This is a genomic window from Mesorhizobium sp. CNPSo 4661 (assembly GCF_057784215.1).
Genome location: NZ_JBWGIO010000007.1, coordinates 244,916 through 269,531, shown reverse-complemented (window position 1 = coordinate 269,531; position 24,616 = coordinate 244,916). Strand labels below are relative to the sequence as shown.

Annotated in this window: 21 protein-coding genes and 1 pseudogene; 8 read left to right on the top strand and 14 right to left on the bottom strand. The window is 63.8% G+C overall.

What is annotated here, in order from left to right; genetic code table 11:
- Positions 1–7 precede the first annotated feature (7 nt).
- The 3 genes from AC0YKC_RS13020 to AC0YKC_RS13010 are packed head-to-tail and all read right to left on the bottom strand — an operon-like array spanning position 8 to position 3,573.
- Positions 8–1,309, bottom strand: coding sequence for a dihydrolipoamide acetyltransferase family protein (locus tag AC0YKC_RS13020; RefSeq protein WP_488511316.1), 1,302 nt, complete (start codon positions 1,307–1,309; stop codon positions 8–10).
- A 15-nt stretch (positions 1,310–1,324) separates the two neighbouring features.
- Entirely contained in the window at positions 1,325–2,338 is a 1,014-nt protein-coding gene (locus tag AC0YKC_RS13015) for an alpha-ketoacid dehydrogenase subunit beta (protein WP_488511315.1), read from the bottom strand.
- 2 nt (positions 2,339–2,340) lie between these two features.
- Positions 2,341–3,573 (bottom strand): thiamine pyrophosphate-dependent enzyme, encoded by a 1,233-nt coding sequence (locus tag AC0YKC_RS13010; protein WP_488511314.1) that lies wholly within the window; start codon positions 3,571–3,573, stop codon positions 2,341–2,343.
- Positions 3,574–4,042: 469 nt separating this feature from the next.
- Here AC0YKC_RS13010 and holA point away from each other — a divergent pair, with 469 nt between their 5' ends.
- Together holA and AC0YKC_RS13000 are read left to right on the top strand one after the other, a co-directional pair.
- Positions 4,043–5,086: a DNA polymerase III subunit delta gene (holA, locus tag AC0YKC_RS13005; protein WP_488511313.1), complete on the top strand. Its 1,044-nt coding sequence runs from the start codon at positions 4,043–4,045 to the stop codon at positions 5,084–5,086.
- Positions 5,087–5,274: 188 nt separating this feature from the next.
- Positions 5,275–5,530 (top strand): annotated as a pseudogene (locus tag AC0YKC_RS13000) (GIY-YIG nuclease family protein).
- A gap of 125 nt (positions 5,531–5,655) precedes the next feature.
- On the opposite strand, the gene AC0YKC_RS12995 reads toward AC0YKC_RS13000, so the two are convergent.
- The 7 genes from AC0YKC_RS12995 to mnmE all read right to left on the bottom strand — a co-directional run bounded on the left by AC0YKC_RS12995 (position 5,656) and on the right by mnmE (position 13,302).
- Entirely contained in the window at positions 5,656–6,438 is a 783-nt protein-coding gene (locus AC0YKC_RS12995; protein WP_488511312.1) for a DUF2182 domain-containing protein, read from the bottom strand.
- 31 nt (positions 6,439–6,469) lie between these two features.
- Positions 6,470–7,129: a DUF1326 domain-containing protein gene (locus AC0YKC_RS12990; RefSeq protein WP_430699296.1), complete on the bottom strand. Its 660-nt coding sequence runs from the start codon at positions 7,127–7,129 to the stop codon at positions 6,470–6,472.
- A 423-nt stretch (positions 7,130–7,552) separates the two neighbouring features.
- On the bottom strand, positions 7,553–8,446 hold the full coding sequence (locus AC0YKC_RS12985) for a ParB/RepB/Spo0J family partition protein (RefSeq protein WP_320298218.1): 894 nt from the start codon (positions 8,444–8,446) through the stop codon (positions 7,553–7,555).
- A 65-nt stretch (positions 8,447–8,511) separates the two neighbouring features.
- Positions 8,512–9,309, bottom strand: coding sequence for a ParA family protein (locus AC0YKC_RS12980; protein ID WP_320298219.1), 798 nt, complete (start codon positions 9,307–9,309; stop codon positions 8,512–8,514).
- Positions 9,310–9,326: 17 nt separating this feature from the next.
- Positions 9,327–9,962 (bottom strand): 16S rRNA (guanine(527)-N(7))-methyltransferase RsmG, encoded by a 636-nt coding sequence (gene rsmG, locus AC0YKC_RS12975; protein ID WP_488511311.1) that lies wholly within the window; start codon positions 9,960–9,962, stop codon positions 9,327–9,329.
- A complete protein-coding gene (mnmG, locus tag AC0YKC_RS12970) occupies positions 9,959–11,833 on the bottom strand; it encodes a tRNA uridine-5-carboxymethylaminomethyl(34) synthesis enzyme MnmG (RefSeq protein WP_488511310.1) in 1,875 nt (624 codons plus the stop codon). Before mnmG ends, rsmG begins: the two co-directional genes overlap by 4 nt.
- A gap of 161 nt (positions 11,834–11,994) precedes the next feature.
- Positions 11,995–13,302, bottom strand: a complete 1,308-nt coding sequence (gene mnmE / locus AC0YKC_RS12965; RefSeq protein ID WP_488511309.1) for a tRNA uridine-5-carboxymethylaminomethyl(34) synthesis GTPase MnmE — start codon at positions 13,300–13,302, stop codon at positions 11,995–11,997.
- A gap of 65 nt (positions 13,303–13,367) precedes the next feature.
- Between mnmE and AC0YKC_RS12960 the strand changes: the two genes are divergently transcribed.
- Positions 13,368–15,386: a thioredoxin domain-containing protein gene (locus AC0YKC_RS12960; protein WP_488511308.1), complete on the top strand. Its 2,019-nt coding sequence runs from the start codon at positions 13,368–13,370 to the stop codon at positions 15,384–15,386.
- 462 nt (positions 15,387–15,848) lie between these two features.
- On the opposite strand, the gene rho is transcribed toward AC0YKC_RS12960, so the two are convergent.
- The 3 genes from rho to hemE all read right to left on the bottom strand — a co-directional run bounded on the left by rho (position 15,849) and on the right by hemE (position 18,928).
- A complete protein-coding gene (gene rho / locus AC0YKC_RS12955; protein WP_140783138.1) occupies positions 15,849–17,114 on the bottom strand; it encodes a transcription termination factor Rho in 1,266 nt (421 codons plus the stop codon).
- Between the two features lie 252 nt (positions 17,115–17,366).
- Positions 17,367–17,903 (bottom strand): protoporphyrinogen oxidase HemJ, encoded by a 537-nt coding sequence (hemJ, locus tag AC0YKC_RS12950; RefSeq protein WP_488511307.1) that lies wholly within the window; start codon positions 17,901–17,903, stop codon positions 17,367–17,369.
- Positions 17,900–18,928 carry a uroporphyrinogen decarboxylase gene (hemE, locus tag AC0YKC_RS12945; protein WP_488511306.1) on the bottom strand — a complete coding sequence of 343 codons (1,029 nt, stop codon included), beginning with the start codon at positions 18,926–18,928 and terminating at the stop codon, positions 17,900–17,902. Before hemE ends, hemJ begins: the two co-directional genes overlap by 4 nt.
- 401 nt (positions 18,929–19,329) lie before the next feature.
- Here hemE and AC0YKC_RS12940 point away from each other — a divergent pair, with 401 nt between their 5' ends.
- The 5 genes from AC0YKC_RS12940 to dnaQ all read left to right on the top strand — a co-directional run bounded on the left by AC0YKC_RS12940 (position 19,330) and on the right by dnaQ (position 23,710).
- Positions 19,330–20,151, top strand: coding sequence for a pyruvate, water dikinase regulatory protein (locus AC0YKC_RS12940; protein ID WP_320298227.1), 822 nt, complete (start codon positions 19,330–19,332; stop codon positions 20,149–20,151).
- Between the two features lie 305 nt (positions 20,152–20,456).
- A complete protein-coding gene (locus AC0YKC_RS12935) occupies positions 20,457–21,056 on the top strand; it encodes a Maf-like protein (protein ID WP_488511305.1) in 600 nt (199 codons plus the stop codon).
- The gene (locus AC0YKC_RS12930) at positions 21,049–21,876 is read left to right on the top strand and encodes a shikimate dehydrogenase (RefSeq protein ID WP_488511304.1); all 828 of its coding nucleotides are present in this window, start codon (positions 21,049–21,051) and stop codon (positions 21,874–21,876) included. The genes AC0YKC_RS12935 and AC0YKC_RS12930 overlap by 8 nt, the downstream gene beginning before the upstream one ends.
- A complete protein-coding gene (gene coaE, locus AC0YKC_RS12925) occupies positions 21,876–22,460 on the top strand; it encodes a dephospho-CoA kinase (protein ID WP_488511303.1) in 585 nt (194 codons plus the stop codon). The genes AC0YKC_RS12930 and coaE overlap by 1 nt, the downstream gene beginning before the upstream one ends.
- 542 nt (positions 22,461–23,002) lie before the next feature.
- Positions 23,003–23,710: a DNA polymerase III subunit epsilon gene (gene dnaQ / locus AC0YKC_RS12920; protein WP_320298231.1), complete on the top strand. Its 708-nt coding sequence runs from the start codon at positions 23,003–23,005 to the stop codon at positions 23,708–23,710.
- Between the two features lie 296 nt (positions 23,711–24,006).
- Here dnaQ and secB read toward each other — a convergent pair whose 3' ends face one another.
- Positions 24,007–24,510 carry a protein-export chaperone SecB gene (gene secB, locus AC0YKC_RS12915; RefSeq protein WP_320298232.1) on the bottom strand — a complete coding sequence of 168 codons (504 nt, stop codon included), beginning with the start codon at positions 24,508–24,510 and terminating at the stop codon, positions 24,007–24,009.
- Between the last annotated feature and the right edge of the window lie 106 nt (positions 24,511–24,616).

Here is a 24,616-nt window from a genome sequence, read left to right as displayed (position 1 = left end):
TCCCTCTCTAATCCACGAAAATCAGCGCCGGCGTTTCCAGCAGCGCCTTGATCCGCTGGACGAAAACCGCGGCATCCCAGCCGTCGATGACGCGGTGGTCGAAGCTGGACGACAGGTTCATCATCTTGCGCGGGATAAACTGCGTGCCGTCCCACACCGGCCGCACCATGATCTTGTTGACGCCGACGATCGCCACTTCCGGGTAGTTGATGACCGGCGTGGTCGCCACGCCGCCCATGGCGCCGAGCGAGGTAATGGTGATGGTCGAGCCGGACAGCTCCTCGCGGCTCGCCGTGCCGGCCTTCGCCGCATCGGCCAGCCGGTTGACTTCGACCGCGCAGTCCCACAGGTCGCGCGCCTCGGCATGCTTCACCACCGGCACGACCAGCCCGTTCGGCGTCTGCGCGGCGATGCCGATATGGATGCCTTCATGCTGGTGGATGATGCCGGCATCGTCGTCGAACAGCGCGTTGAGATTGGGCTGCTCGCCGATCGCCTTGACCATCGCCCGCATCAGGAAAGGCAGCAGCGTCAGCTTCGGGCGATCGGTCCGCTTCTCCTTGTTCAGCGTCGCGCGCAATTCCTCCAATGCCGTGACGTCGATCTCCTCGACATAGGTGATGTGAGGGATGCGCGATTTGGCGAGCGACATCTTCTCGGCGATCTTGCGCCTGAGACCGACGACCTTGATGTCCTCGACGCCGTCCTTCTGCGCAAGCCCGGTGGCGCGGGCAAGTTGCGGACCGCGCGCGACGAACGCATCGATGTCCTCATGACTGATGCGCCCGGCCGGCCCGCTGCCCACGACCTGACGGAGATCGATGCCGGCCTCCCTGGCGCGCAGCCGCACGGCGGGCGAGGCCAGCGGCTTTTCGCCTTCCGCGCGCGGCGCGCCGGAAACGGAGGCAGGACGCGCGGCCTTCGGCGCGGCGGCAATCGTCTTCGGCGTCTCGGTCGGCTTTGGCGAGGCTTTCGGGGCAGCGGCCGGCGCCGGTTTTGCCTCGGCCGGCGCAGCCGGTGCTTTCACCTCGGGCGCTGCAGCGGCAGCGGCCTTCACATTGCCTTCGCCGGCCACCTTCAGCCGCACGATCGGCGAGCCGATCGCCACCGTGTCGCCGATCTCGGCGCCGAGCCAAAGAATCTCGCCGTCGACCGGCGAGGGGATCTCGACGGTTGCCTTGTCGGTCATAACGGCAGCGAGAACCGTATCCTCGCGCACGAGGTCGCCGACCTTGACGTGCCATTCGACGAGCTCGGCCTCGGCGACGCCTTCGCCGACATCGGGCAGCTTGATGACGTGCTCACCCATCTCAGGCCTCCCCCATTATGCTTCCAATGTCTCAATAAGCGCGCGCCCGACGCGCGCCGGGCCGGGGAAATAATCCCATTCCTGCGCGTGCGGGTAGGGCGTGTCCCAGCCGGCCACCCGCGCCACCGGCGCCTCCAGGTGGTAGAAGCAGTTCTCCTGCACCAGCGAGACCAGCTCGGCGCCGAAGCCGGAAGTGAGCGTCGCCTCATGCACGACGACGCAGCGCCCGGTCTTCGTCACCGAGGCGACGATGGTGTCGAGGTCGAGCGGCAGCAGCGTTCTGAGATCGATCACCTCGGCGTCGATGCCGGTCTCCTCGGCCGCGGCCTGCGCGACATAGACCATCGTGCCATAGGCAAGCACCGTGACCGCCGCGCCCGGCCGGCGGATCGCCGCCTTGCCGAGCGGGATCGTGTAGTGGCCGTCGGCGACTTCGCCCAGCGCATGCTTCGACCAGGGCGTCACCGGACGGTCGTGATGACCGTCGAACGGGCCGTTGTAGAGCCGCTTCGGTTCCAGGAAGATCACCGGGTCCGGATCCTCGATCGCCGCGATCAGCAGGCCCTTGGCGTCATGCGGGTTGGACGGCACCACCGTCTTCAGACCGGAGACATGGGTGAACAGCGCTTCCGGGCTCTGGCTGTGCGTCTGGCCGCCGAAGATGCCGCCGCCGGTCGGCATGCGCACCACGATCGGGCAGGTGAAATCGCCGTTCGAACGGTAGCGCAGCCGCGACGCTTCCTGCGTCAGCTGGTCGTAGGCCGGATACATGTAGTCGGCAAACTGTATCTCGACGCAGGGTTTCAGCCCGTATGCGGCCATGCCGATGGCCGAGCCGACGATGCCGGATTCGTTGATCGGCGCGTCGAAGCAGCGGCTCCTGCCGTATTTGGCCTGCAGGCCTTGCGTGGCGCGGAAGACGCCGCCGAAGAAACCGACATCCTCGCCATAGACGATGACGCGCTCGTCGCGCCCCATCGAGACGTCGAGCGCATCGCGGATCGCCTCGATCATGGTCTTCCTGGGCATGGTCAGACTCCCGCCTGCTGGCGCTGGCGCCTCAGATGCGGCGGCATTTCTTCATAGAGCCCCTCAAACATGTCGCGGGTCGACGGCTTGCCGCCGGCATGCAGCGTGCCGTGGCCCTCGGCCTCCTTCTGCGCCGCGATCACCGTCTCCAGGATCTCGGCTTCCGCCTGGGTGTGGCGGTCCTCGGACCAGATGCCTTTCTGGATGAGATGGTTCTTCAGCCGGATGACAGGATCGCCGAGCGGCCAGGCGTCCGACTCGGCCTTGGGACGGTAAGCGGACGGGTCGTCCGAACTCGAATGCGCGCCTGCGCGGTAGGTGACATATTCGACCAGCGTCGGCCCGAGATTGGCGCGCGCGCGTTCGGCCGCCCATTTGGCCACCGCGTGGACGGCGAGATAGTCATTGCCGTCGACGCGCAGCGCCGGAATGCCGAAGCCGAGGCCCCGCGCCGCGAACGTGCCGGAACCGCCGCGCGCAATGCCCTGGAAGGTCGAGATCGCCCATTGGTTGTTGACGACGTTGAGGATGACCGGCGCCTTGTAGGTCGAGGCAAACACCAGGGCGGAATGGAAATCGGACTCCGCCGTCGAGCCGTCGCCGATCCAGGCGGCGGCGATGCGGGAATCGTTTGAGATCGCCGAGGCCATCGCCCAGCCGACCGCCTGGATATATTGCGTCGCCAGATTGCCCGAGATCGAGAAGAAGCCGTGCTCCTTAGAAGAATACATCACCGGCAGCTGCCGACCCTTCAGCGGGTCGGCCTCGTTGGAATAGATCTGGTTCATCATCGTGACCATCGGATAGCCGTCGGCGATCAAAAGACCGGCTTGCCGGTAGGTCGGGAAATTCATGTCGCCCGGCTTGAGCGCCTTGCGGAAAGCGCAGCTCACCGCCTCTTCGCCCAGATGCTGCATGTAGAAGGAGGTCTTGCCCTGGCGCTGCGCCATCTGCATGCGCGCGTCGAAGGTCCTGAGCGTCATCATGTTGCGCAGGCCTTCGAGCAGCTCTTCGTCGGTCAGTAGCCCGGCCCATGGCCCGACGGCTTCACCGGCGCGGTTCAGCACCCGGATGATGGAAAAGGCCATGTCGCGGATGGTGCGCGGATCGACGTCGATCTCGGGACGCGGCACCGAGCCCGCCTTGGGAATGGTCACATTCGAGAAGTCGGGCGTGCCGCCGGGCCGCACCTCCGGCTCGGGCACATGAAAGCGCAACATTCCAGCATCGGCCATGAGCTCACATCCTCCAATGTTGCCGGTGCGATCTTTGCACATCCGCGCCGCCAGACCAGTGCCATTTCGCCGAGTCTCGGCGCGGCCGTCCTCCCCGGTCGTCGGCCTTTGGGAGCCGATGCGGCACGTAGGCGCCAAGATGCAGATATGGCGGCGAAATTTCTTGTCGATGTTTTTGGCTCACGAGCAATTTGGCGGAAGTTTGCGCGGCGATTGCCGCCAGATAATGCAATTAACGGGTAGCGAGGGCGCAGCGCAGTCTTCCCTTCTCCCCTTGTGGGAGAAGGTGGCCGCGAAGCGGTCGGATGAGGGGTGCTCCAGGAAAAGCCAGCGTCTCACTCCGCTGGAACACTCCTCATCCGTCTCGGCGCTGCGCGCCGATCCACCTTCTCCCACAAGGGGAGAAGGAAAGGACGCTGGCGCCGCTTCGCCGTTCACTCGGCCCCCGCCTCATGCTAACTCACCCCGCATGGCACAGAAGAAAGGATACGAGGTCGATTCGTGGCTGGCGAGGCCCGATCCCTCCATGGCAATCGTCCTGCTTTACGGCCCCGACCGCGGCCTTGTCGCCGAGCGTGCAAAAGCCTTCGCGGCGAAAACCGGCCTGCCGCTCGACGACCCCTTCTCCGTGGTGAAGCTGGACGGCGCGGAAGTCGACCGCGACGACGGCCGGCTGCTCGACGAAGCCCGCACCGTGCCGATGTTTTCCGACCGGCGGCTGCTTTGGGTACGCAATGCCAGCGGCCAGAAAGCGCTGGCCGACGACATCAAGGCGCTGACTGCCGAGCCCGCGCGCGACGCCATCATCCTCATCGAGGCGGGCGACCTGAAGAAAGGCACAGGCCTCAGGGCCATCGTCGAGGCCGCCGGCAACGCCATCGCCCTGCCCTGCTATGCCGACGAGGCGCGCGACCTGGATACGGTGATCGACGACGAGCTGCGCAAGGCCGGCATGTCGATGACCTTGGACGCCAGGCAGGCATTGCGCCGCAATCTCGGCGGCGACCGCCTCGCCTCGCGCGGCGAGATCGAGAAGCTGGTGCTTTATGCGCATGGCCGCAACGAGATCGACGTCGACGACGTCAACGCCCTGTCGGGCGATGTCTCCGGCGCGTCGTTCGACGCCGCGGTCGACGCCATGCTGGAGGGCAAGGTCGGCGACTTCGACATCGCCTTCAACCGCCACTGCCAGTCCGGCGGCCATCCCTTCCTGGTGCTGTCATCGGCGATGCGTCAGTTGCAGGCGATCCAGGTGATGCGCGGCCAGATGGAGAGCGGCGGCCGAAACGCCGCCTCGGTCGTCGCCGGCGCCCGCCCGCCCGTCTTTTTCTCACGCCGCAAGCTGGTGGAAAAGACGCTGGAGCGCTGGAACGTCGAGGCGCTTGGACGTGCCCTCGGCCGGCTGCAGACGGCGGTGCTGCAGACCCGCAAGCGGCCTGACCTGTCGGAGGCGCTGGCCAGGCAGGCGCTGCTCGGCATCGCGATCGAGAGCGCGCGGCTGGGGCAGCGGTAGGCTGATCTCCCCTCGAGGGGGATGTCGCGGCAGAGGGGCCTCGCGCGCGAAGTGGCGGCTTCGTCATTCTAGGGCGGAGCAAGGAGCGAAGCGACGCGCGCAGACCCTAGAATCCATGCCGTGACATTGGCCGTAGAATGCAACGGTCGAGAATAGCCGTTGGCAATGGTGCCAACTGAGATCGCCACATGACAGGCTACGTCTACATGACCGCGAGCCAGAAAGGCGGCACGATCTATATCGGTGTCACCAACGACCTTGCTCGCCGGATGCCCGAGAACAAGACAGGCCAAGCGTCTCGTCTGGTACGAGGAGTATTTCGACATCACCGACGCCATCCAGCGTGAGACGTCATTGAAGCGCTGGCCGCGGCAATGGAAGATTGATTTGATCGAGAAGACCAATCCGGAATGGTTCGAACTGTTTCGCGGCATCGGCTGGTGAGCGTTCTTCACCGTGGCGGCTCTCAACCATCGCGGCATGGATTCTAGGGTCTGTGCGCGTCGCTTCGCTCCTTGCTCCGCCCTAGAATGACGAAGAATAGGAGCGCGTCCGGATGCCTTCATCGCTCAATTCATCATCATTCCACCCACCGCTTGGAAGGTCGGCAGCGCCTGTGGAAAGACCAGCACCGCCGCGCCGTAAAGCAGCAGAGCCACTCCCGACACCTTGGCTATCCGATCTCCGGCCGGGAGGGTCTTTTCCGCAAAGATCAGCAGGGTGACCACGGCCATCGCGGCGACATTCATCAACCCGAGAGGAAAAAGGGCGAGAAACAGCAGCCAGCAGCAGCCAAGACAAAAGGCTCCATGCTGGATGCCCATGCGTGCCGCGCCCCAGCGACCGTCGCGCCATGAGGTCAGGATGAACCCGACCGGCGTGCGGCATTTGGCCAGGCAAAGATCCTTCAACGGGGAGAGCTGGTAAGCGCCCGCAACGATCAGCAGCGCACCGCCGATACGCGCGGCGGTGGCGGTGGACATTCCCATCCGCTCGCCGAGCATCTCCGCGCCTGCCGCGCCGGCAAAGGCGAGAACGCCGATCGCGCTCCAGACCAGCATGTAGCCGGCCACGAACACCCAGGTGGAGACGAAGGTCCCGCCGCGCCCTCGCTTGGCCGCTTGGACCTGGTGAAACGTCAGGATCATGGGCGCGGCCGTCGGAAACATCATGGCAATCATCATGATTATCCAGACGGCAAGAAAGAGCGGCGCCGTCATGCCCATGGTGGGTGAGTGCATTTCCATGCCCGGATCTATGCCGACCTGCTGCCGGATGAGCACGGTCCACGACACCGCGGCGCTCGCAAACAGCAGCGCGAGAATGATGTTTCGCTGTAGTGTCAGCGTCATGGACGAGCCCGTCCGGCCATGCGGGCAGGGACTATTGCTGCCCGGACCAATTGATCGGAGCGTAGTGCGCGTTTCGACGGGAATTATCCCAACTCATGCCATGGTCGCTGAAAGTGTTGCCTTCCACCCCCACCGCCAGGCCGAGCCAGTCGGGATTGACGGGATGGCCGGTGGCCGCCCACATCTCGCCGTCCTCGCGCATGGTCGGCAACGGTTCGACCGCCAGCTTCATCACGCCGGCAACCTCCGCCGACCGCTTCTTGTCGTTGACCTGGTATCTGATCGGTACCTTCTTGGCCCCGAGATTGGTGCTGATCATCGGCGCGAAGGCAGCCATCGGCCCACCCGCGGCGCCGGTGAAGATGGCGCCTAGCGCTTCCGTTTGCGGGTCATCCGCACGGTCGTCGATATAGGCGGCCGCCGTCCAATTGCCTTCCGCCATCGGACCTGGCGTCTGAGCGACCATCGCGACGCTTAGGCCATCCAGGCGAACGTCGCCGAAATTGCCCTTATCGATATGAAAAACCAAAGCGACGTCGCAAATGCCTTTCGTCGGCTTCGATGTCAGCTGCGGATTGGTGGACAGCAGACAGGGACATACGACATCGCAGCTGCAATTCTCGAAGTAACTGCCGGATAACTGCCAACGGACTGCCATTTGCGCCTCCCATTGTGTCGGACGCGTCGGCATGTCGCTTTGGCGAGGTAGCGCCGTTCGCATCATACAAACGGCATATAGCCCGACATTGCGACTGCTCGGCACGCCAGGGCATATATAGTTTAGCTGTATCTAATGCAGGTTACGCCGATGCCCGGCACTGTCAAGTTGCAGGCATCGCGTGAAGGAATGCCGACCTATCCTTCGTCATTCTAGGGTCTGCGCGCGTCGCTTCGCTCCTTGCTCCGCCCTAGAATGACGAAGGAAATGTTGGCCTTCGCAACCACTATGCCTTGCCGGCATCTTTCCCGAGAGAGAAGTCGCCACCTTCACCATCGCCAAACAAAAAAAGGCCGGCGCATCGCCAGCCCTTCATTGTCTATCACCGATATATCAGGCGTATCCAACCTTAAGCCGAAACCTCATATACCAGCCGAATACCGTTACCCCAACCGCCTACCGCTCGTCCTTCAATCGCCGGCAGAGCTCATCGAGCTGGTCGAGCGAGCGATAGCTAACCTTCAGCGAGCCGCCCTTGGCCTTATGCTCGATGCTGACGATCATGCCGAGCGTGTCGGTCATCAGCTTCTCGAGCGCCAGCGTGTCGGGGTCCTTGTCCGGCGCGCCTGCCGCGGTCTTGGTCTTGGCCGGCGTCGGGCCGGCGGGCATCTGCGCCAGCGCTTCCGCCTGGCGCACCGAAAGCCCTTCCTTGACGATACGCTTGGCTAGCCCGGCCGGGTCTTGCGCCGTCACCAGCGTGCGGGCATGACCGGCCGACAGATCGCCGTCGACCAGCATGTCGTGGATGACATTGGGCAGCTTCAACAGCCGCAGCGTGTTGGCGACATGGCTGCGGCTCTTGCCGATCACCTGGCCGAGATCGGCCTGCGTGTAGCCATGCTCGTCGATCAGCTGCTGATAGCCTTGCGCTTCCTCGACCGGATTGAGATCGGCGCGCTGCACGTTTTCGATGATCGCCAGTTCCAGCGCGGTGCGGTCGTTGACGTCGCGCACGATCAGCGGGATCTCGGTCAGGCCGGCGCGCTGCGCCGCCCGCCAGCGCCGCTCGCCGGCGATGATCTCGTAGCGGCCGGGTTGCGACGGCGAGGGGCGCGCCACCACCGGCTGCACCACGCCATGCTCGCGGATCGACTGCGCGAGATCGGTGAGCTCGGCATCGCCGAAATGCCGGCGCGGGTTCTTCGGGTTCGGGCTGACGAACTCGATCGGCACCTTGCCGTCCGCCGCTACCACGGCGCTCGGCTTTTCCGGCGCCGCCGGACGGTCGATTTCCCCGATCAGCGCCGCGAGGCCGCGGCCCAGTCTTTTTCTTGATTGGTCTTCGCTCATTATATTGTCCAGATCGTTTCGGAATCGAATCGGCTAGTTAACCAGGCTGCCGCAAAGGGCGTGGCTCAGGCGGCGCGCAGCTTGCGCTCGCGGCGGATCACCTCGGAGGCGAGCTGCAGATAGGCCTGGCTGCCCGAGCACTTCAGGTCATAGAGGATCGCCGGCTTGCCATAGGACGGCGCCTCGGAAACCCGCACATTGCGCGGGATGATCGTCTCGTACACCTTGTCGCCCATATGGGTGCGCACATCCTGCACCACCTGGTTGGCGAGGTTGTTGCGTCCGTCATACATGGTGAGCACGATGCCCTGGATGGTGAGATCCGGATTGATCGTATTGCGCACCTGCTCGACCGTCTCGAGCAACTGGCTGAGGCCTTCGAGCGCGAAGAACTCGCATTGCAGCGGCACGAGAACGGAATCGGCCGCCGCCATTGAATTCAAAGTCAAAAGGTTGAGCGAGGGCGGGCAGTCGATCAGCACATAGCCGAACGGCGCCGAACGCTCGGCCGCGGCGCGCAGCGCGTTGCGCAGCTTGAGCACGCGGTCGGGCGCCGAGGCGATTTCCATCTCGATGCCGAGCAGGTCGAGCGTCGAGGGTATGATGGACAAGCCCGGCACCGCCGTCGGCACCGCGGCCTGCTCCAACTCAAGCTCGCCGGTCAGCACGTCATAGGACGAGACGGTGCGGTCCTTGCGATCGATTCCCAGCCCGGTGCTGGCATTGCCTTGCGGGTCGAGGTCGACGATCAGCACGCGCTCGCCAATGGCCGCCAATGCCGTAGCCAGGTTGATGGCCGTCGTCGTCTTGCCGACACCGCCTTTCTGGTTGGCAACAGTGATGATACGCGGTGCTGTGCTCATGGGCCTATGCCAGTAATTCATTTGCGGGTCGCCGGGCGCAATTCGGTGATTTCGAGGATGACGCCTTCGGCGTCGGTCACGCTCGAATGTTCTACCAGATCGAAACCCCAGCGGTGAGTGCTTTCTTCCACTTCGGCACGGTAATCCCGGCCTTTGTGGAACAGCGCGCGCGCCCCCTCGGTCAGCCAGGGCGCCGATAGATCGAGCAGGTCCGGCAGCGCCGCCAGCGCCCTCGCCGTGACGATTTCCGGTGTGGAAACAAGCCCATAGCTGTCATCGATGCGCTTGGCTACGACACGCGCCGGTAAATCGAACTGGCCTATGATGGATTGCAGGAACGAAGCCTTCTTGCGGTTGCTTTCAACCAGGGCAATCGACGCGCCCGGACGCTCCGCCAGCAGGAAACCCAGCACCAATCCGGGAAAACCGCCGCCCGAGCCGAGGTCGACCCAGCGTGTTGCCGCAGGCGCGATTCGCGCAAGCTGGGCGCTGTCCAGGATGTGGCGGCGCCAGACGTCGTCCAGCGTCGACGGCGCCGCCAGATTGATGCTGCGATTCCATTTCAGGAACAGCTGTTCGAAGGCCTGCAGCCGCTCGAATGTTTCACGTGAAACCGGACCCGCCGCCTTTTGCAGATCTTCCCAGGTGCTCACGCCACGTCCCTTCGCGCGGCGAGCTCGGCATTGCGGACATGTGCCACGATGATGGCAAGCGCCGCCGGCGTCATGCCTTCCATGCGCTGCGCATCGGCGATCGAACGCGGCTGGCGCGTCTTCATCTTCTGCTTCAACTCGTTCGAAAGTCCCGGGACATCCGAAAAATCGATGGTCTGGGGTATGAGCCGCGACTCCTCGTGCCTGATCTGCGCGACGTCGGCTTGCTGGCGATCGAGGTAAACCGAATATTTCGCTTCCGTTTCGAGCCGCTCCGCCGTCTTGGCGTCGAGCCCAGCAAAACGCGGCTCGACACGTGCCAGCCAAGCCATGTCGACGCCAGGGTGCGCGAGCAGCTCGTAAGCCGAGCGGCGCACGCCGTCCTTGTTGATCTCCAACCCATGCCGCCCCGCTTCGTTCGGCGTCAGCGTCACCGATTTTGCCAGCGCGCGGGCCTGATCGAGTTTCAGTGCGATCTCGCCGAACCGCTGCATCCGCGTTGAGGCCACGATGCCGAGCCAGTCGGCCAAGGGTGTGAGCCGCTCGTCGGCATTGTCGGCGCGTAGCGACAGCCGGAACTCGGCACGCGAGGTGAACATCCGGTACGGCTCGGCGATGCCCCGACTGGTCAGGTCGTCGACCATCACACCGATATAGGCTTCCGTGCGGCTGAGCACGACTTCTTCACCGGCTGAGGCCTTCCGCGCCGCGTTGATGCCGGCGAGCAGGCCTTGCGCGCCGGCCTCTTCATAACCGGTGGTGCCGTTGATCTGCCCGGCCAGGAACAGGCCGGCGACGCGCTTCGTCTCCAGTGTCGTCTTCAATTCGCGCGGATCGACATGGTCATATTCGATGGCGTAACCAGGCTGCAGCATGGTCGCTTTTTCCAGCCCGGGAATGGTCTTCAGAATGTCGAGCTGCACGTCTTCCGGCAGCGAGGTCGAGATCCCGTTCGGATAGACGGTGTCGTCGTCGAGACCTTCCGGCTCGAGGAAGATCTGATGGCCCTCGCGATCGCCAAACTTGACGATCTTGTCCTCGATCGACGGGCAGTAGCGTGGCCCGACGCCTTCGATCGAGCCCGAATACATGGCCGAGCGGCCGAGATTGGCGCGGATCAACTCATGCGTCGCCGGCATGGTGCGGGTGATGCCGCAATGGATCTGCGGATTGACGATGGCGTCCGTCATCAGCGAGAACGGCACCGGATCTTCGTCGGCCGCCTGGCTTTCCAGGGAGGCCCAGTCGATGGTGCGGCCATCGAGGCGAGGGGGGGTGCCGGTCTTCAGGCGTCCGAGCTTGAAACCCGCGCGGCTCATAGTCGCCGACAACCCCATGCTTGCCTGCTCGTTCATGCGGCCGGCGACGATCCTCCTCTCGCCGATATGGATGAGACCGCGCAGAAAGGTGCCGGTGGTCAGCACCACCGCGCCGCAGGCCAGCCGCCGATCGCCGGAAACCAGCACGGCGGCCACGCGGCCGTCTTCGATCTCGAGATCGAGAACCTCACCCTCGACCACGTCGAGATTGTTCTGCTGCCGAATCGCTTCCTGCATGGCCAAGCGATAAAGCTTGCGATCGGCTTGGGTGCGGGGACCGCGCACGGCCGGGCCCTTGCGGCGGTTGAGCAGCCGGAACTGGATGCCGGCGGCATCGGCGATGCGGCCCATCAGCCCGTCCATGGCGTCGATCTCGCGCACGAGGTGTCCCTTGCCGAGACCGCCGATCGCCGGATTGCAGGACATGACGCCGATCGTGTCGAAGCGCAGCGTGACCAGCGCGGTCCTGGCGCCGGCCCGCGCGGCCGCACTTGCCGCCTCGCAGCCGGCATGGCCGCCGCCCACCACCACCACGTCATAGTGATTGGTCATTTTCCAAGAATCCGCTTTCAGAGATGCCGACACATGTCCCCGCGACATCTCTCTGTCAAGGACGAAGACCCGGCTCGTTTCACGTGAAACATAAATCGCGCATCCGTGGGTGTTTCACGTGAGTCACTCCCCGGGCAGGGGACAGCTGTGTTTCACGTGAATCATTTACCGATGCAGAACTGCGAAAAGATGACGTCGAGCAGATCCTCGACGTCGACCGCGCCGATGATCCGGCCGAGCCGGTCCGCGGCCAGCCGCAACTCCTCGGCCCGCAATTCCTGGCTACGCCCGGCCAGCGCCGCTCGCAGGAAGCCCGTCGCCTCCTTGAGAAGCTCGACGTGGCGGAGCCTTGACGGAAGGACTTCACTTGCATCGCCGGCTGCCGCGGCGGCGCGCTGGCCGATCTCGGCGAGCAGGGAACCTATCCCCGTACCGTCCCTGGAAGAGATCACCAGGTCATATTCGCCAGCCCCGGCTCTGGCGATATCCGACTTCGTCCCGACCCTGAGCAGCGGAGCCCCGCTCGAAACCTCGCCGACGGGGACCGGGTCGGCCATGTCCTCCAAAAGCAGGATCAGGTCCGTTTCACCGGCCTTGGCCCTGGCCCGTTCGATACCGATCGACTCGACCTTGCCCGCGGCCTCCCGCAACCCAGCCGTATCGACGATCCGAACCTTCAGCCCGTTGAGGTCCATGACGACCTCGAGCAGATCGCGCGTCGTGCCCGGTTCGTCGGTAACGATTGCCGCCTCGCGCCTAGCCAGCGTGTTGAACAGGCTGGACTTGCCGGCATTCGGCGCACCGAGGATGACGACCTCAAAGCCGTCGCGGATGATCTCCGCCGCCTTGAACCCTTCGACATGCCGCTCGATCTCGCCGATCATCACCGCCACGTCCGACCAGACCGCATCCGAAACGGAGCCTGGCACATCCTCTTCGTCGGCGAAGTCGATCTCCGCCTCGATCATGGCGCGCGCATGGATCAGCCGGCGGCGCCAGCTTGAATAAAGCTTGCTCTGCGCGCCTTCCGCGTTGCGCAAGGCAAAGCGGCGCTGCGCTTCCGTCTCGGCATTGACCAGATCGGCCAATGCCTCCGTCTCCACGAGGTCGAGCTTGCCGTTGAGAAAGGCACGACGCGTGAACTCGCCGGGCTCGGCATGCCTGACGCCCTCAAAACGGGTGATTGTCTCCAGCATCCTTGCCGCGACGGCCCGGCTGCCGTGAACATGGAATTCGGCAACATCCTCGCCGGTGAAGCTGCCGGGCCCTGGAAAGAACAGGACAAGGCCATGGTCGATCGTCGAACCGTCGGCCGCCCTGAGCCTCCGCAACGTGGTAAACCGATCCTTAACGGCACCTGCAATCGTTTCGACCACGAATCGAGTCTTCGAACCGGAAATACGGATGACGGCAAGGCCGGCGGGCAGCCTGCCGCTTGACAGCGCAACAATTGAATCCTTGGAAATCATTTGCCGGACCTACCGAACCGCCCTAGCCTTTAACTTGCCAAACCCGAGAGCCGAGCCCGCCCATCTTGACCCTGCCCGCGCGAAACCTGCTTGCCGAAGAGGCCAGCCCCTATCTGCAGCAGCACAGCGACAATCCCGTGCATTGGCGCGGCTGGTCGCCCGCGGCCCTTGCCGAAGCGAAGGAGCTCCAGCGGCCGATCCTGCTCTCCATCGGTTACGCCGCCTGCCACTGGTGCCATGTCATGGCGCATGAAAGCTTCGAGAACGATGCCGTGGCGGCCGTCATGAACCGGCTCTACGTGAATATCAAGGTCGATCGCGAGGAGCGGCCGGACATCGACCAGATCTATATGGCCGCGCTGCACGCCATGGGCGAGCAGGGCGGCTGGCCATTGACCATGTTCCTGACGCCCGACGGCAAGCCTTTCTGGGGCGGGACCTATTTCCCGCGCGAGGCGCGTTACGGGAGGCCTGGCTTCATCCAGGTGCTTGAGGCGATCGACAAGGCCTGGCGCGAAAAGCAGCAGAGCCTCGCGGAAAGCGCCGACGGGCTGACCGCCCATGTCGAGCAGCGGCTGGCCGGCACGAAGGGCAAGGCTGTTCTCGACCGCGACGGGCCCGCCGATCTTGCCAGCCGGATCGACGGCATGATCGACCGCGATCTCGGCGGCTTGAAGGGCGCGCCAAAGTTTCCCAACGCGCCGTTCATGCACGCGCTTTGGCTGTCCTGGCTGCGCGACGGCCAGGCCGCGCATCGCGACGCGGTGCTCCTCAGCCTTGAAAAAATGCTCGCCGGCGGCATCTACGATCATGTCGGTGGCGGCCTCAGCCGCTACTCGACCGACGCCGAATGGCTGGTGCCGCATTTCGAGAAAATGCTTTACGACAACGCCCAGCTCATCCGCCTGTGCAACTGGGCCTATGCCGCCACGGGCAACGACTTGTTCCGGGTGCGAATCGAAGAGACCGTCGGCTGGCTGCTGCGCGAGATGCTGGTCGAAGGCGGCGCCTTCGCCGCCAGCCTCGACGCCGACAGCGACGGCGAAGAGGGGCTTTTTTACACCTGGAGCCGCGAGGAGATCGAAACCGCGCTCGGCGGCGATGCCCCCATCTTCTTCCGCTATTTCGAGCTCGCCGCGCCGCACGGCTGGGAAGGCAAGCCGATCATTCGCCAGAGCGCGGCGCAGCAAAGCCAAGGCATCGCCGACTATGGTCAGCTCGCGCCGCTGAAGGCAAGGCTGCTGGCCGTCCGCGAACAGCGCGTCAGGCCGGGCCGCGACGGCAAGGCGCTTACCGACTGGAACGGGCTGACGATCGCCGCACTTGCCGAGGCGGGCCGCGCGCTTGGCAGGCGCGACTGGATCGACGCCGCCGCAAGAGCCTTCGCCTATATTGTTGGGGCGAGCCAGGGCGGCCGCTTGCCGCATTCCATGCTTGGCGCCAAGAAACTCTTTCCGGCGCTGTCGAGCGATTACGCCGCCATGACCAACGCGGCGATCGCGCTGTTCGAGGCGACCGGCGATCCGGCCTATTCCGATCGCGCCCTGGAGTTCATCGGCGAACTCGACCGCTGGCACCAGGACGGCGACAAGACCGGCTACTGGCTGACGGCGTCGGACAGCGGCGACGTTCCGATCCGCATCCGCGGCGATGTCGATGAGGCAATTCCCTCGGCGACCGGCCAGATCGTCGAGGCGCTGGTGCGGCTGTCGTCCCTCACCGGCGACCTCGATCTCTGGGAAAAAGCCTGGACGACCGCCGAGCATGCGATGGGCCGCGCATCACAGCAGGCCTATGGCCAGGCCGGCATCGTCAATGCCTGCGCGCTGGCGCTCGAACCACTGAAGCTCGTCATTGTCGACAAACCAGAGTTGTCAAGCCTCGTTCCGGTTGCGAATCGGAATCCGGACCCGCGCCGTGTCGATATTGTCGTGGCGATCGGTACGGAAGCGAATCGACCGCTGTTGCCGGGCGGCGTGCTGCCGCCGACGGACAAGCCAGGCGCCTGGTTCTGCAGCGGGCAGGTATGCCTGCCGGTGGTGACGGAACCGAAGGAATTGGAAAAGCTGTTGCGGCGGGAATGACAGCTTCGTCATCCTCGGGCTTGACCCGAGGATCCATGCCGGGACGCTTGCCGTAGAAAGCACGGTGCAGAATTCTGGACCGCTGCAAAGCTCAAAGGTAACGGCATGGATTCTAGGGTCTGCGCGCGTCGCTCCGCTCCTTGCTTCGCCCTAGAATGACGACCGAACGGCTACCGCGGCAAGTCGCCAAGGTCGTGAAAACAAAAAGCCTGTGGCTGAAGATGGCGATGGGTCGAGCGGCCGCTTCTGGCGCCGAGGCTGGAAATTAGCCGAGGCCTCCCGCGACGTCGTCATACTCGGGCTTGACCCGAGTATCCATGCCGTGACCTTTGTCTCAGAATGAGACGGTGCAGAATTCTGCACCGCAGCAACGCCCTGGCCTAACCGCATAGATTCCGCGCGTCGCTACGCTCTTTGCTCCGTCCTGGAATGACGAAGAGGAGGGGCGCTTGGCCCCTCCAATCACGTATTCATCGAATCGAAGAAATCCGCGTTGGTCTTGGTCTGCTTGAGCTTGTCGATGAGGAACTCGATCGCGTCGGTCGTGCCCATCGGCGCGAGGATGCGGCGCAGCACGAAGATCTTCTGCAGGTCCGCGCGCGGCACCAGCAGGTCTTCCTTGCGGGTGCCCGACTTGAGGATGTCCATCGCCGGGTAGATGCGCTTGTCGGCCACCTTGCGGTCGAGCTGGATTTCACAGTTGCCGGTGCCCTTGAACTCTTCGAAGATGACTTCGTCCATGCGGCTGCCGGTATCGATCAGCGCGGTTGCGATGATGGTCAGCGAACCGCCTTCCTCGATGTTGCGGGCGGCGCCGAAGAAGCGCTTCGGGCGCTGCAGCGCGTTGGCGTCGACACCGCCGGTCAGCACCTTGCCGGATGACGGCACCACGGTGTTGTAGGCGCGGCCGAGGCGCGTGATCGAATCGAGCAGGATGACGACGTCGCGGCCATGCTCGACCAGGCGCTTGGCTTTCTCGATCACCATTTCGGCGACCTGCACGTGGCGCGCCGCCGGCTCGTCGAAGGTCGAGGAGATCACCTCGCCCTTCACCGAGCGCTGCATGTCGGTCACTTCCTCCGGACGCTCATCGATCAGGAGCACGATTAGGTAGCATTCCGGATGGTTGGCGGTGATCGAATGGGCGATGTTCTGCATCAGCACCGTCTTGCCGGTGCGTGGCTGCGCGTTGATCAGCGCGCGCTGTCCCTTGCCGATCGGCGCGACCAGATCGATCACGCGCGGCGAGATGTCCTTGGAGGTCGAATTGTCGATCTCCATCTTCAGCCGCTTGGTCGGGTAGAGCGGCGTCAGATTGTCGAAGTGGATCTTGTGACGGATCTTTTCGGGATCGTCGAAATTGATGGTGTTGACCTTGAGCAGCGCAAAATAGCGCTCGCCCTCTTTCGGGCTGCGGATCGGTCCTTCGACCGTATCGCCGGTCTTGAGCGAAAAGCGCCTGATCTGCGACGGCGAGATATAGATGTCGTCGGGACCCGGCAGGTAGTTGGCGTTGGCCGAGCGCAGGAAGCCGAAGCCGTCCTGCAGCACCTCGACCACACCGTCGCCGATGATTTCGATGTCCTGGGCGGCGAGCTTCTTCAGGATCGCGAACATCAGCTCCTGCTTGCGCATGACGCTGGCGTTCTCCACCTCGAGCGTCTCGGCATAAGCGATCAGCTCTGGCGGCTTCTTGTTCTTGAACTCTGCGAGTTTCATTTCTTGCATTAGATAGACTCTGGGTAGGCTTTGGGGAGAAAATCGGCTGAATACGACAAATGCCGGGCGCGGCCGAAAGCGAGTAAAGGGGCGGCGCATGACGGGAAGGAAGACCCGTCTTTTATCGTCGGTCGTCTGAAAGAGCAAGCCGCCTTTTGCGGGGTCCCAGCCTGACGGGGAAGCCTAAAGCATGATCCCGAACCGAAGGTCAGCGTAAGCAAAAAGTGGGAACCGGTTTTCGGAAAAGATCATGCTCGCGATCTAGAACGGCTTCACGACGACCAGGATGACGATGGCGATCATCAGCAATGTGGGGATCTCGTTGATGATCCGCCAGTGCCGCGCCGGTTTTTCATTCTTGTCCTCGGCAAATTTCCTGACCGCGGCGGCGAGATAGCCGTGCAGACCCGACAAGACGAGCACCAGGGCGATCTTGGCATGCAGCCAGCCGCCTTCGAAATGGAAGATCTTCCAGGCCATCCACAGGCCGAACACCCAGGTCACGATCATCGCCGGATTGATGATGCCCCTGAGCAGCCGGCGCTCCATCACCTTGAAGGTCTCGGATTGCACCGAGCCTTTCACGGCATCGACGTGATAGACGAAGAGCCGCGGCAGATAGAGCATGCCGGCCATCCAGGCGATGACGGCAATCACATGGATCGCCTTGGCCCAGGGATAGAAGCCGTCACCCGCCACGAAATAGAGCAGCGCCGTCAGCACGACGAGCACGACAATGCCGACCACCATGCGCATCATCGCCTGGCCGGTGCTATTCTCGTTGCCCACATTGCTCATCGCCGGCTCCTCACCATTTTCACGATCGCCTCGACATGCGCCACCGGCGTTTCCGGCGTGATGCCGTGGCCGAGGTTGAAGATCAGCGGCCCACCACCCAAAGTCCTCAAGATCGCATCGACGCCGTCGGCCAGCGCCTTGCCGCCGGCAACCAGGCGCAGCGGATCGAGATTGCCTTGCACCGCTCCGTCGCGCTGCAGTTCCTTCGCCATCGACAGCGGCACGGTCCAGTCGAGGCCGAGGCCGGTGATGCCGGTCTTTGCCCTATAGTCGCGATAACGCTCACCGGCGCCCTTCGGAAAACCGATCACCGGCACGCCGGGGTGAACCGCCTTCACCTGCCGCACGATCTCGGCCACCGGCTCGACGCAGAAGGCCTCGAAGGACGGCTGGTCCAGCACGCCCGACCAGGAATCGAAAATCTGCACCGCATCGGCGCCGGCTTCGATCTGGCGGATGAGATAGGCAGCCGAATGGTCGGCCAGAATCTTCAGAAGCTGTCCGAAGGCCTCGGGCTCGCGATAGGCGAAAAGCCGGGCAGGGCCCTGGTCGGGCGTGCCGTGCCCAGCAATCATATAGGTCGCCACTGTCCAGGGCGCACCGCAGAAGCCGAGCAGCGTGGTCTCGTCGGGCAGTTTGGCGCGCAGCCGGCGCACGGTCTCGTAGACCGGTTGGAGATTCACGTGAAACATGTCGCCGTTCAGCGCCGGAATCTCCGATGCCGAGATCGGCTTCAGGATCGGTCCGCGGCCCTCTTCGAAGCGAACATCCCGCCCCAAGGCATTGGGCACGACAAGGATATCGGAAAACAGGATCGAGGCGTCGAAGCCGAAGCGCTCGATCGGCTGCAGCGTCACCTCGACCGCGAGGTCCGGATCGTAGCAGAGATCGAGGAAGGATCCCGCTCGCTTCCTTGTCTCACGATATTCCGGAAGATAGCGGCCCGCCTGGCGCATCATCCAGAGCGGCGGCGGTGAAACCGCTTCGCCCTTGAGGACGTCCAGCATGATCCGTTTCCCAGCCATCCAGCGCTGCCCTCTCCAGTCCCTCTAAATCAAATATCTATTTTAAAAGAGTCTTCTGATTCTAAGAGTCTGTTGGTTGTGATGATTGCGACCTGTCCAGCCTGCGGGCCGAAAAGGCCAGTCAGCATATTGTCGCGTACTCGCTTTCGCAATTTGGAGGGATCTGGGGACGAAGCGGATTCTAGCTTTGGAGTCAAAAGCTTGAGCTTTTCGTTCCAAACTCCGTGCTGTGGATGAAACCGGCCAGGAAAAGTTGATCCCCAGTTTTGTCCCCAGCGCCGCGACAAAGCCTACAGCGGGTCGAATTGTGGACAAGCGGCCATCTGATACAGTCGCCTCCCGACCCAAGGCCTGCTCACCCAGCCTTGTCCACAATTGCCCACAGCCTGGACCCATCCCCTGTGAACAAACCTCAGAGCTTCTTCCATCTGCATCTGATCTCCGACGCTACCGGCGAGACGCTGCTGGCGGCCGGCCGCGCTGCATCCGCCCAGTACAAGGATGCACGTGCCATCGAGCACATCTATCCGCTGATCCGCACGGAAAAGCAGATCGCCAAGGTCTTCGAGGATATCGAGGAGGAGCCCGGCATTATTCTCTATACGGTGGTCGACCAGAAGCTGGCGCGCTCGATCGACGAGCGCTGCGCGGCGATGGGCCTGCCTTGCGTCTCGGTGCTGGAACCGGTGCTTACCGTCTTCCAGTCCTATCTCGGCACGCCGGCCGGCCGCCGCGTCGGCGCCCAGCACGTGCTCGACGCCGAATATTTCCGCCGCATCGATGCGTTGAACTTCACCATGGAGCATGATGACGGCCAACTGCCGGCCAATATGGACGATGCCGACATCGTGCTGATCGGCATTTCGCGCACCTCGAAGACGCCGACCTCAATCTATCTCGCCAATCGCGGCATCAAGACCGCCAACATCCCGATCGTGCTCGGCGTGCCGCTGCCCGAAAGCCTGATCGCCGCCAAGACGCCCTTGGTCGTCGGCCTGATCGCCACGGCCGAGCGCATCTCTCATGTGAGGCAAAACCGCATCCTCGGCAACACCGCCCCCTATGTGTCGACCGACTATGTCGATCGTGCCGCGATCAACGAGGAGCTCGCCTATGCGCGCCAACTCTGCACGAGACATGGCTGGCCGATGATCGACGTCAGCCGCCGCTCCATCGAGGAAACGGCGGCCGCGATCGTTGCCCTGCGGGGAAAGACACGGTAACTGGGATTGGCCGAGACGCCAGCCACTTCGTCATCCTAGGGCGGAGCAAGGAGCGAAGCGACGCGGCATAGACCCTAGGATCCATGCCGTGACGTCGAAGTGTTGCGACGGTGTAGAATTCTGCTCCGCTGCGCCCCTCGGTTGAGGTTATGGCATGGATCCTAGGGTCTTCGCGACGGAGCTTCGCTCCTGCTTTGCCCTAGGATGACGAAGTTCGTAAGGCTTTGGCCATTCTTCAAAGTTTGTGCTGGACCCCCGGAGAAACGATAGGTCAACAGCGTCAGGGAGCTAGTTGGGCGAAGAACATGCCGGAAAAAATCATCCTCGCTTCGGGCAGTCCCTACCGCAACGCGATGCTCGTCAATGCCGGCCTCGACATCGAGGCGGTGCCGGCAAATGTCGATGAGCGCGCGCTCGAGGCTCCGCTGAAGGACAGCGGCGTCTCGCCGGAGGATGTCGCGTCGATCCTGGCGGAGGCCAAGGCGACCGAGGTCAGCGAGCGCAGGCCGGGCGCGCTGGTGCTCGGCTGCGACCAGACGCTGTCGTTGGGCGACGAGATCTTCCATAAGCCCGCCGACATGGAAGGCGCGCGTCGCCATCTGCTCGCGCTTTCGGGCAAGACGCATCAGCTGAACAGCGCCGCCGTGCTTTGCCGCGACGGCGCAGTGCTGTGGCGCCATGTCGGCGTCGTGAGCCTCACCATGCGCAAGCTCGATCCCGCTTTCATCGGCCGGTATCTGGCGCTGGTCGGCGCCAAGGCGCTGACCAGCGTCGGCGCCTACCAGATCGAGGGCGAAGGTATCCAGCTGTTCGAGAAGATCGAGGGCGACTACTTCACCATCGTCGGCCTGCCGCTCCTCGCGGTGCTTAAGGAGCTGCGCGAACTGGGGGCCATCGATGGCTGAGAAAAAGGCCTTCGTGACCGGACATCCGATCGCCCATTCGCGCTCGCCTCAGATCCACGGCTACTGGTTGGCGCAATACGGCATCGATGGCAGCTATGAAGCGATCGACGTCGCGCCGGATGATTTCGCGTCCTTCCTGAAGGCGCTTGGCGATAATGGTTTTCGCGGCGGCAATGTCACCATCCCGCACAAGGAGGCGGCCTTCGCCGGCGTCGCCCGTCGCGATCACGCGGCCGACGCGATCGGCGCGGTCAACACATTGTGGTTCGAGGATGGGGTCCTGTGGGGTGGCAACACCGACGGCTACGGCTTTGCCGCCAACCTCGACCAATATGCGCCGGGCTGGGCGGCCAACGGTCCGGCCGTGGTGCTCGGCGCCGGCGGCGCTTCCCGCGCGGTCATCCATGCGCTGAAGGAGCGCGCGGTGAGGGACATCCGCATCGTCAACCGGACGCTCGGCCGCGCCGAAGAACTCGGGCGCCATTTTGGCGCCTCGGCGCATGGCGGAGATGCGCTCGGTGAGCTGCTCGGCGATGCCGGCCTGCTCATCAACACCACCTCGCTCGGCATGCATGGCAATGAGACCCTGTCCGCCGATCCGGGCGCGTTGCCGGACCACGCCATCGTCACCGACATTGTCTATGTGCCGTTGGAGACGCCTTTGCTCGCCGCCGCCAGGGCGCGGGGCCTAAAAACGGTCGACGGGCTCGGCATGCTGCTGCATCAGGCGGTGCCTGGCTTCGAGCGCTGGTTCGGCAGGAAGCCCGACGTCACGCCCGAGCTGCGAAGCATGATCGTCGCCGACATCGAGGGCCGTTGATGATCGTCCTCGGCCTAACCGGATCGATCGGCATGGGCAAGTCGGCGACGGCCAAGATGTTCGCCGAGGCTGGCGTGCCGGTGCATGATTCCGACGAGACCGTGCACCGCCTCTATTCGGGCGAGGCAGCCCCCTTGGTCGAGGCGGCATTCCCGGGCACGACGCTGGCGGGTGTGGTCGATCGCGTCAAGCTCGCCGGAAAAGTGCTCGGCGATCCCGCCGCGCTGAGAAAGCTCGAGGCCATCATTCACCCGTTGGTACGCGCCGATGCCGATGCGTTCCTGGCCAAGCACCGCGCCGCCGGCGCGCGGCTCGCCGTGCTCGACATCCCGCTGCTGTTCGAAACGGGAGGGCGCAGCCGCGTCGACAAGGTCGTGGTCGTCACCGCGTCGCCCGACATCCAGCGGGAGCGCGTGCTCGCCAGGCCGGGCATGAGTGAGGAGAAGTTTTCGTCGATCCTCGCCAAGCAGGTACCCGACGCTGAAAAGCGCCGCCAGGCCGATTTCATCATCGACACCGGAAATGGCTTCGAGGCGGCGCGGAAGTCGGTCGAGGCCGTCATTGGCGAATTGTTAGTACGCTAACACAGAAGTTCTGACCGGTTGGTTCGTGTGCGTTGGTAGATACCATGGCTTGGCGATTGGCCGAGACGCCTATCGCGGTCGTCATCCACGGGCGGAGCAAGGAGCGAAGCGACGCGCGTAGACCCGAGGATCCATGCCGTGACTTGGAAGCGCCGCGGCGGTCCAGAATTCTGTGCCGTTGCACACTTCGGTCCAGGTCACGGCATGGATTCCAGGGTCTGCGCGCGTCGCTTCGCTCCTTGCTCCGCCCTGGAATGACGAGGTTCAGAGCCTTCAGCTCATCGCCAGCGTTTGCGCTGACTACCCCAAACCGACGTTGATGGCCTAACCCGACAAGTCTGCAATCTTTCAAAATCACTGTGTTGAGGAAGCATGATGTTGTCCGAAAACCGCTTCACACTTTTCGGCATCATGCTCTGGGGATAAGGCGGACACACCGTCCTCCTGACTCTTGCTGTCAGCAGCCGGCATTGCCATTTTTCGCCGAAGCACGATGCTACCCGTGCCAAAAACAACTGATTCGCCAAGACCTGCTGATTCGAATGCGTGAGATCATCTTCGATACGGAAACCACCGGCCTTGATTTGCGCGACGACCGCATCATCGAGCTCGGCGGCGTCGAACTGGTCAACCGCTTCCCGACCGGCCGCACCTTCCACAAATTCATCAATCCGCAGGGGCGCGCCATCCACGCCGAGGCGCAGGCCGTGCACGGCATCAGCGCCGCCGACCTTGTCGGCAAGCCGACCTTCGCCGAAATCGCCCAGGAATGGCTGGACTTCACCGACGGCGCCAAGCTGATCGCCCACAACGCCACTTTCGATATCGGCTTCCTCAACCTCGAATTCAGCCGGCTCGAGCAGGCCGCCATCGATCCCGGCCGCGTGGTCGACACGCTGGCGCTGGCGCGCCGCAAGCATCCGATGGGGCCGAATTCGCTGGACGCGCTCTGCCGGCGCTACGGCATCGACAACACCCGCCGCACCAAGCACGGCGCGCTGCTCGACTCCGAACTGCTGGCCGAGGTCTATATCGAGCTCATCGGCGGCAAGCAGGCGGCGCTGGTGCTGGAGGCCGTGGCGGTGCAAATGAACGGCAACGGCGAGGTGGCCGATATCGACATCTCGATCGGCGCAAGGCCGATCGCCCTGCCGCCACGGTTGAGCGAAACGGACCGCGCGGCGCATGCCGGGCTGGTTACGACGCTGGGCGAAAAGGCGCTGTGGCTGAAGGTGGCGACCGCGGGCTGAGCGGGGTGCTGAAGCGCCGACGTTGGAGAATGGCAGAACCCCTCGTGACGTCGTCATACTCGGGCTTGACCGAGTATCCATGCCGCGACCTCTGCCATAGAGCGCAGCGGTACAGAATTCTGTAACCGTTGCAACGCCTTGGCATCACGGCATGGATTCTAGGGTCTGCGCGCGTCGCTTCGCTCCTTGCTCCGCCCTAGAATGACTACGGCACGGAGGCCTTCACTAATCTCAGACGTCGCCAACAAAAAAGCCCGGCGCGAAGCCGGGCTCTCGATGCGTAGCGGTGCGCCCTCTCAGCTCACCTGGACCTTGCCAGCCGCCGCCTGGTCCTCGGCGATGCGCTGCTGGAACATCTGCGCGAAATCGATCGGGTCGAGCATCAGCGGCGGGAAGCCGCCATTGCGGGTGGCGTCGGCGATGATCTGGCGGGCGAAGGGGAACAGGAGCCGCGGGCATTCGATGAAGAGCAGCGGCAGCATGTGCTCCTGCGGGAAGCCCGAGATGGCGAAGACGCCGCCATAGACCAGCTCGACATTGAACAGCACTTCCTGGTCGAAGGAGGCTTTGGCGTTCAGCGTCAGATTGACATCGAACTGCTTGTCCGAGAGCGGATTGGCGTTGACGTTGACGTTGATGGCGATGCCCGGCGCCTTGTCGCGGCCGCGCAGCGAATTCGGCGCGCCAGGGCTCTCGAAGGACAGGTCCTTCACATACTGGGCAAGCACATTGAGCGAGGGCTGGTTCTGGGTGCCGTTGCCGTTGGCGGCGCCGGTCGCCGCGTCGTCGTTGCTGGCCATGAGCCTTAAAGTCCTTTTGCCTGGGCAGCATTGCTGACCGGATTGAAATCGCGGGTTCGCTACCATGGTCGGCCGGACAAAACAAGTTTTGCCGCCTGTGCGGGAC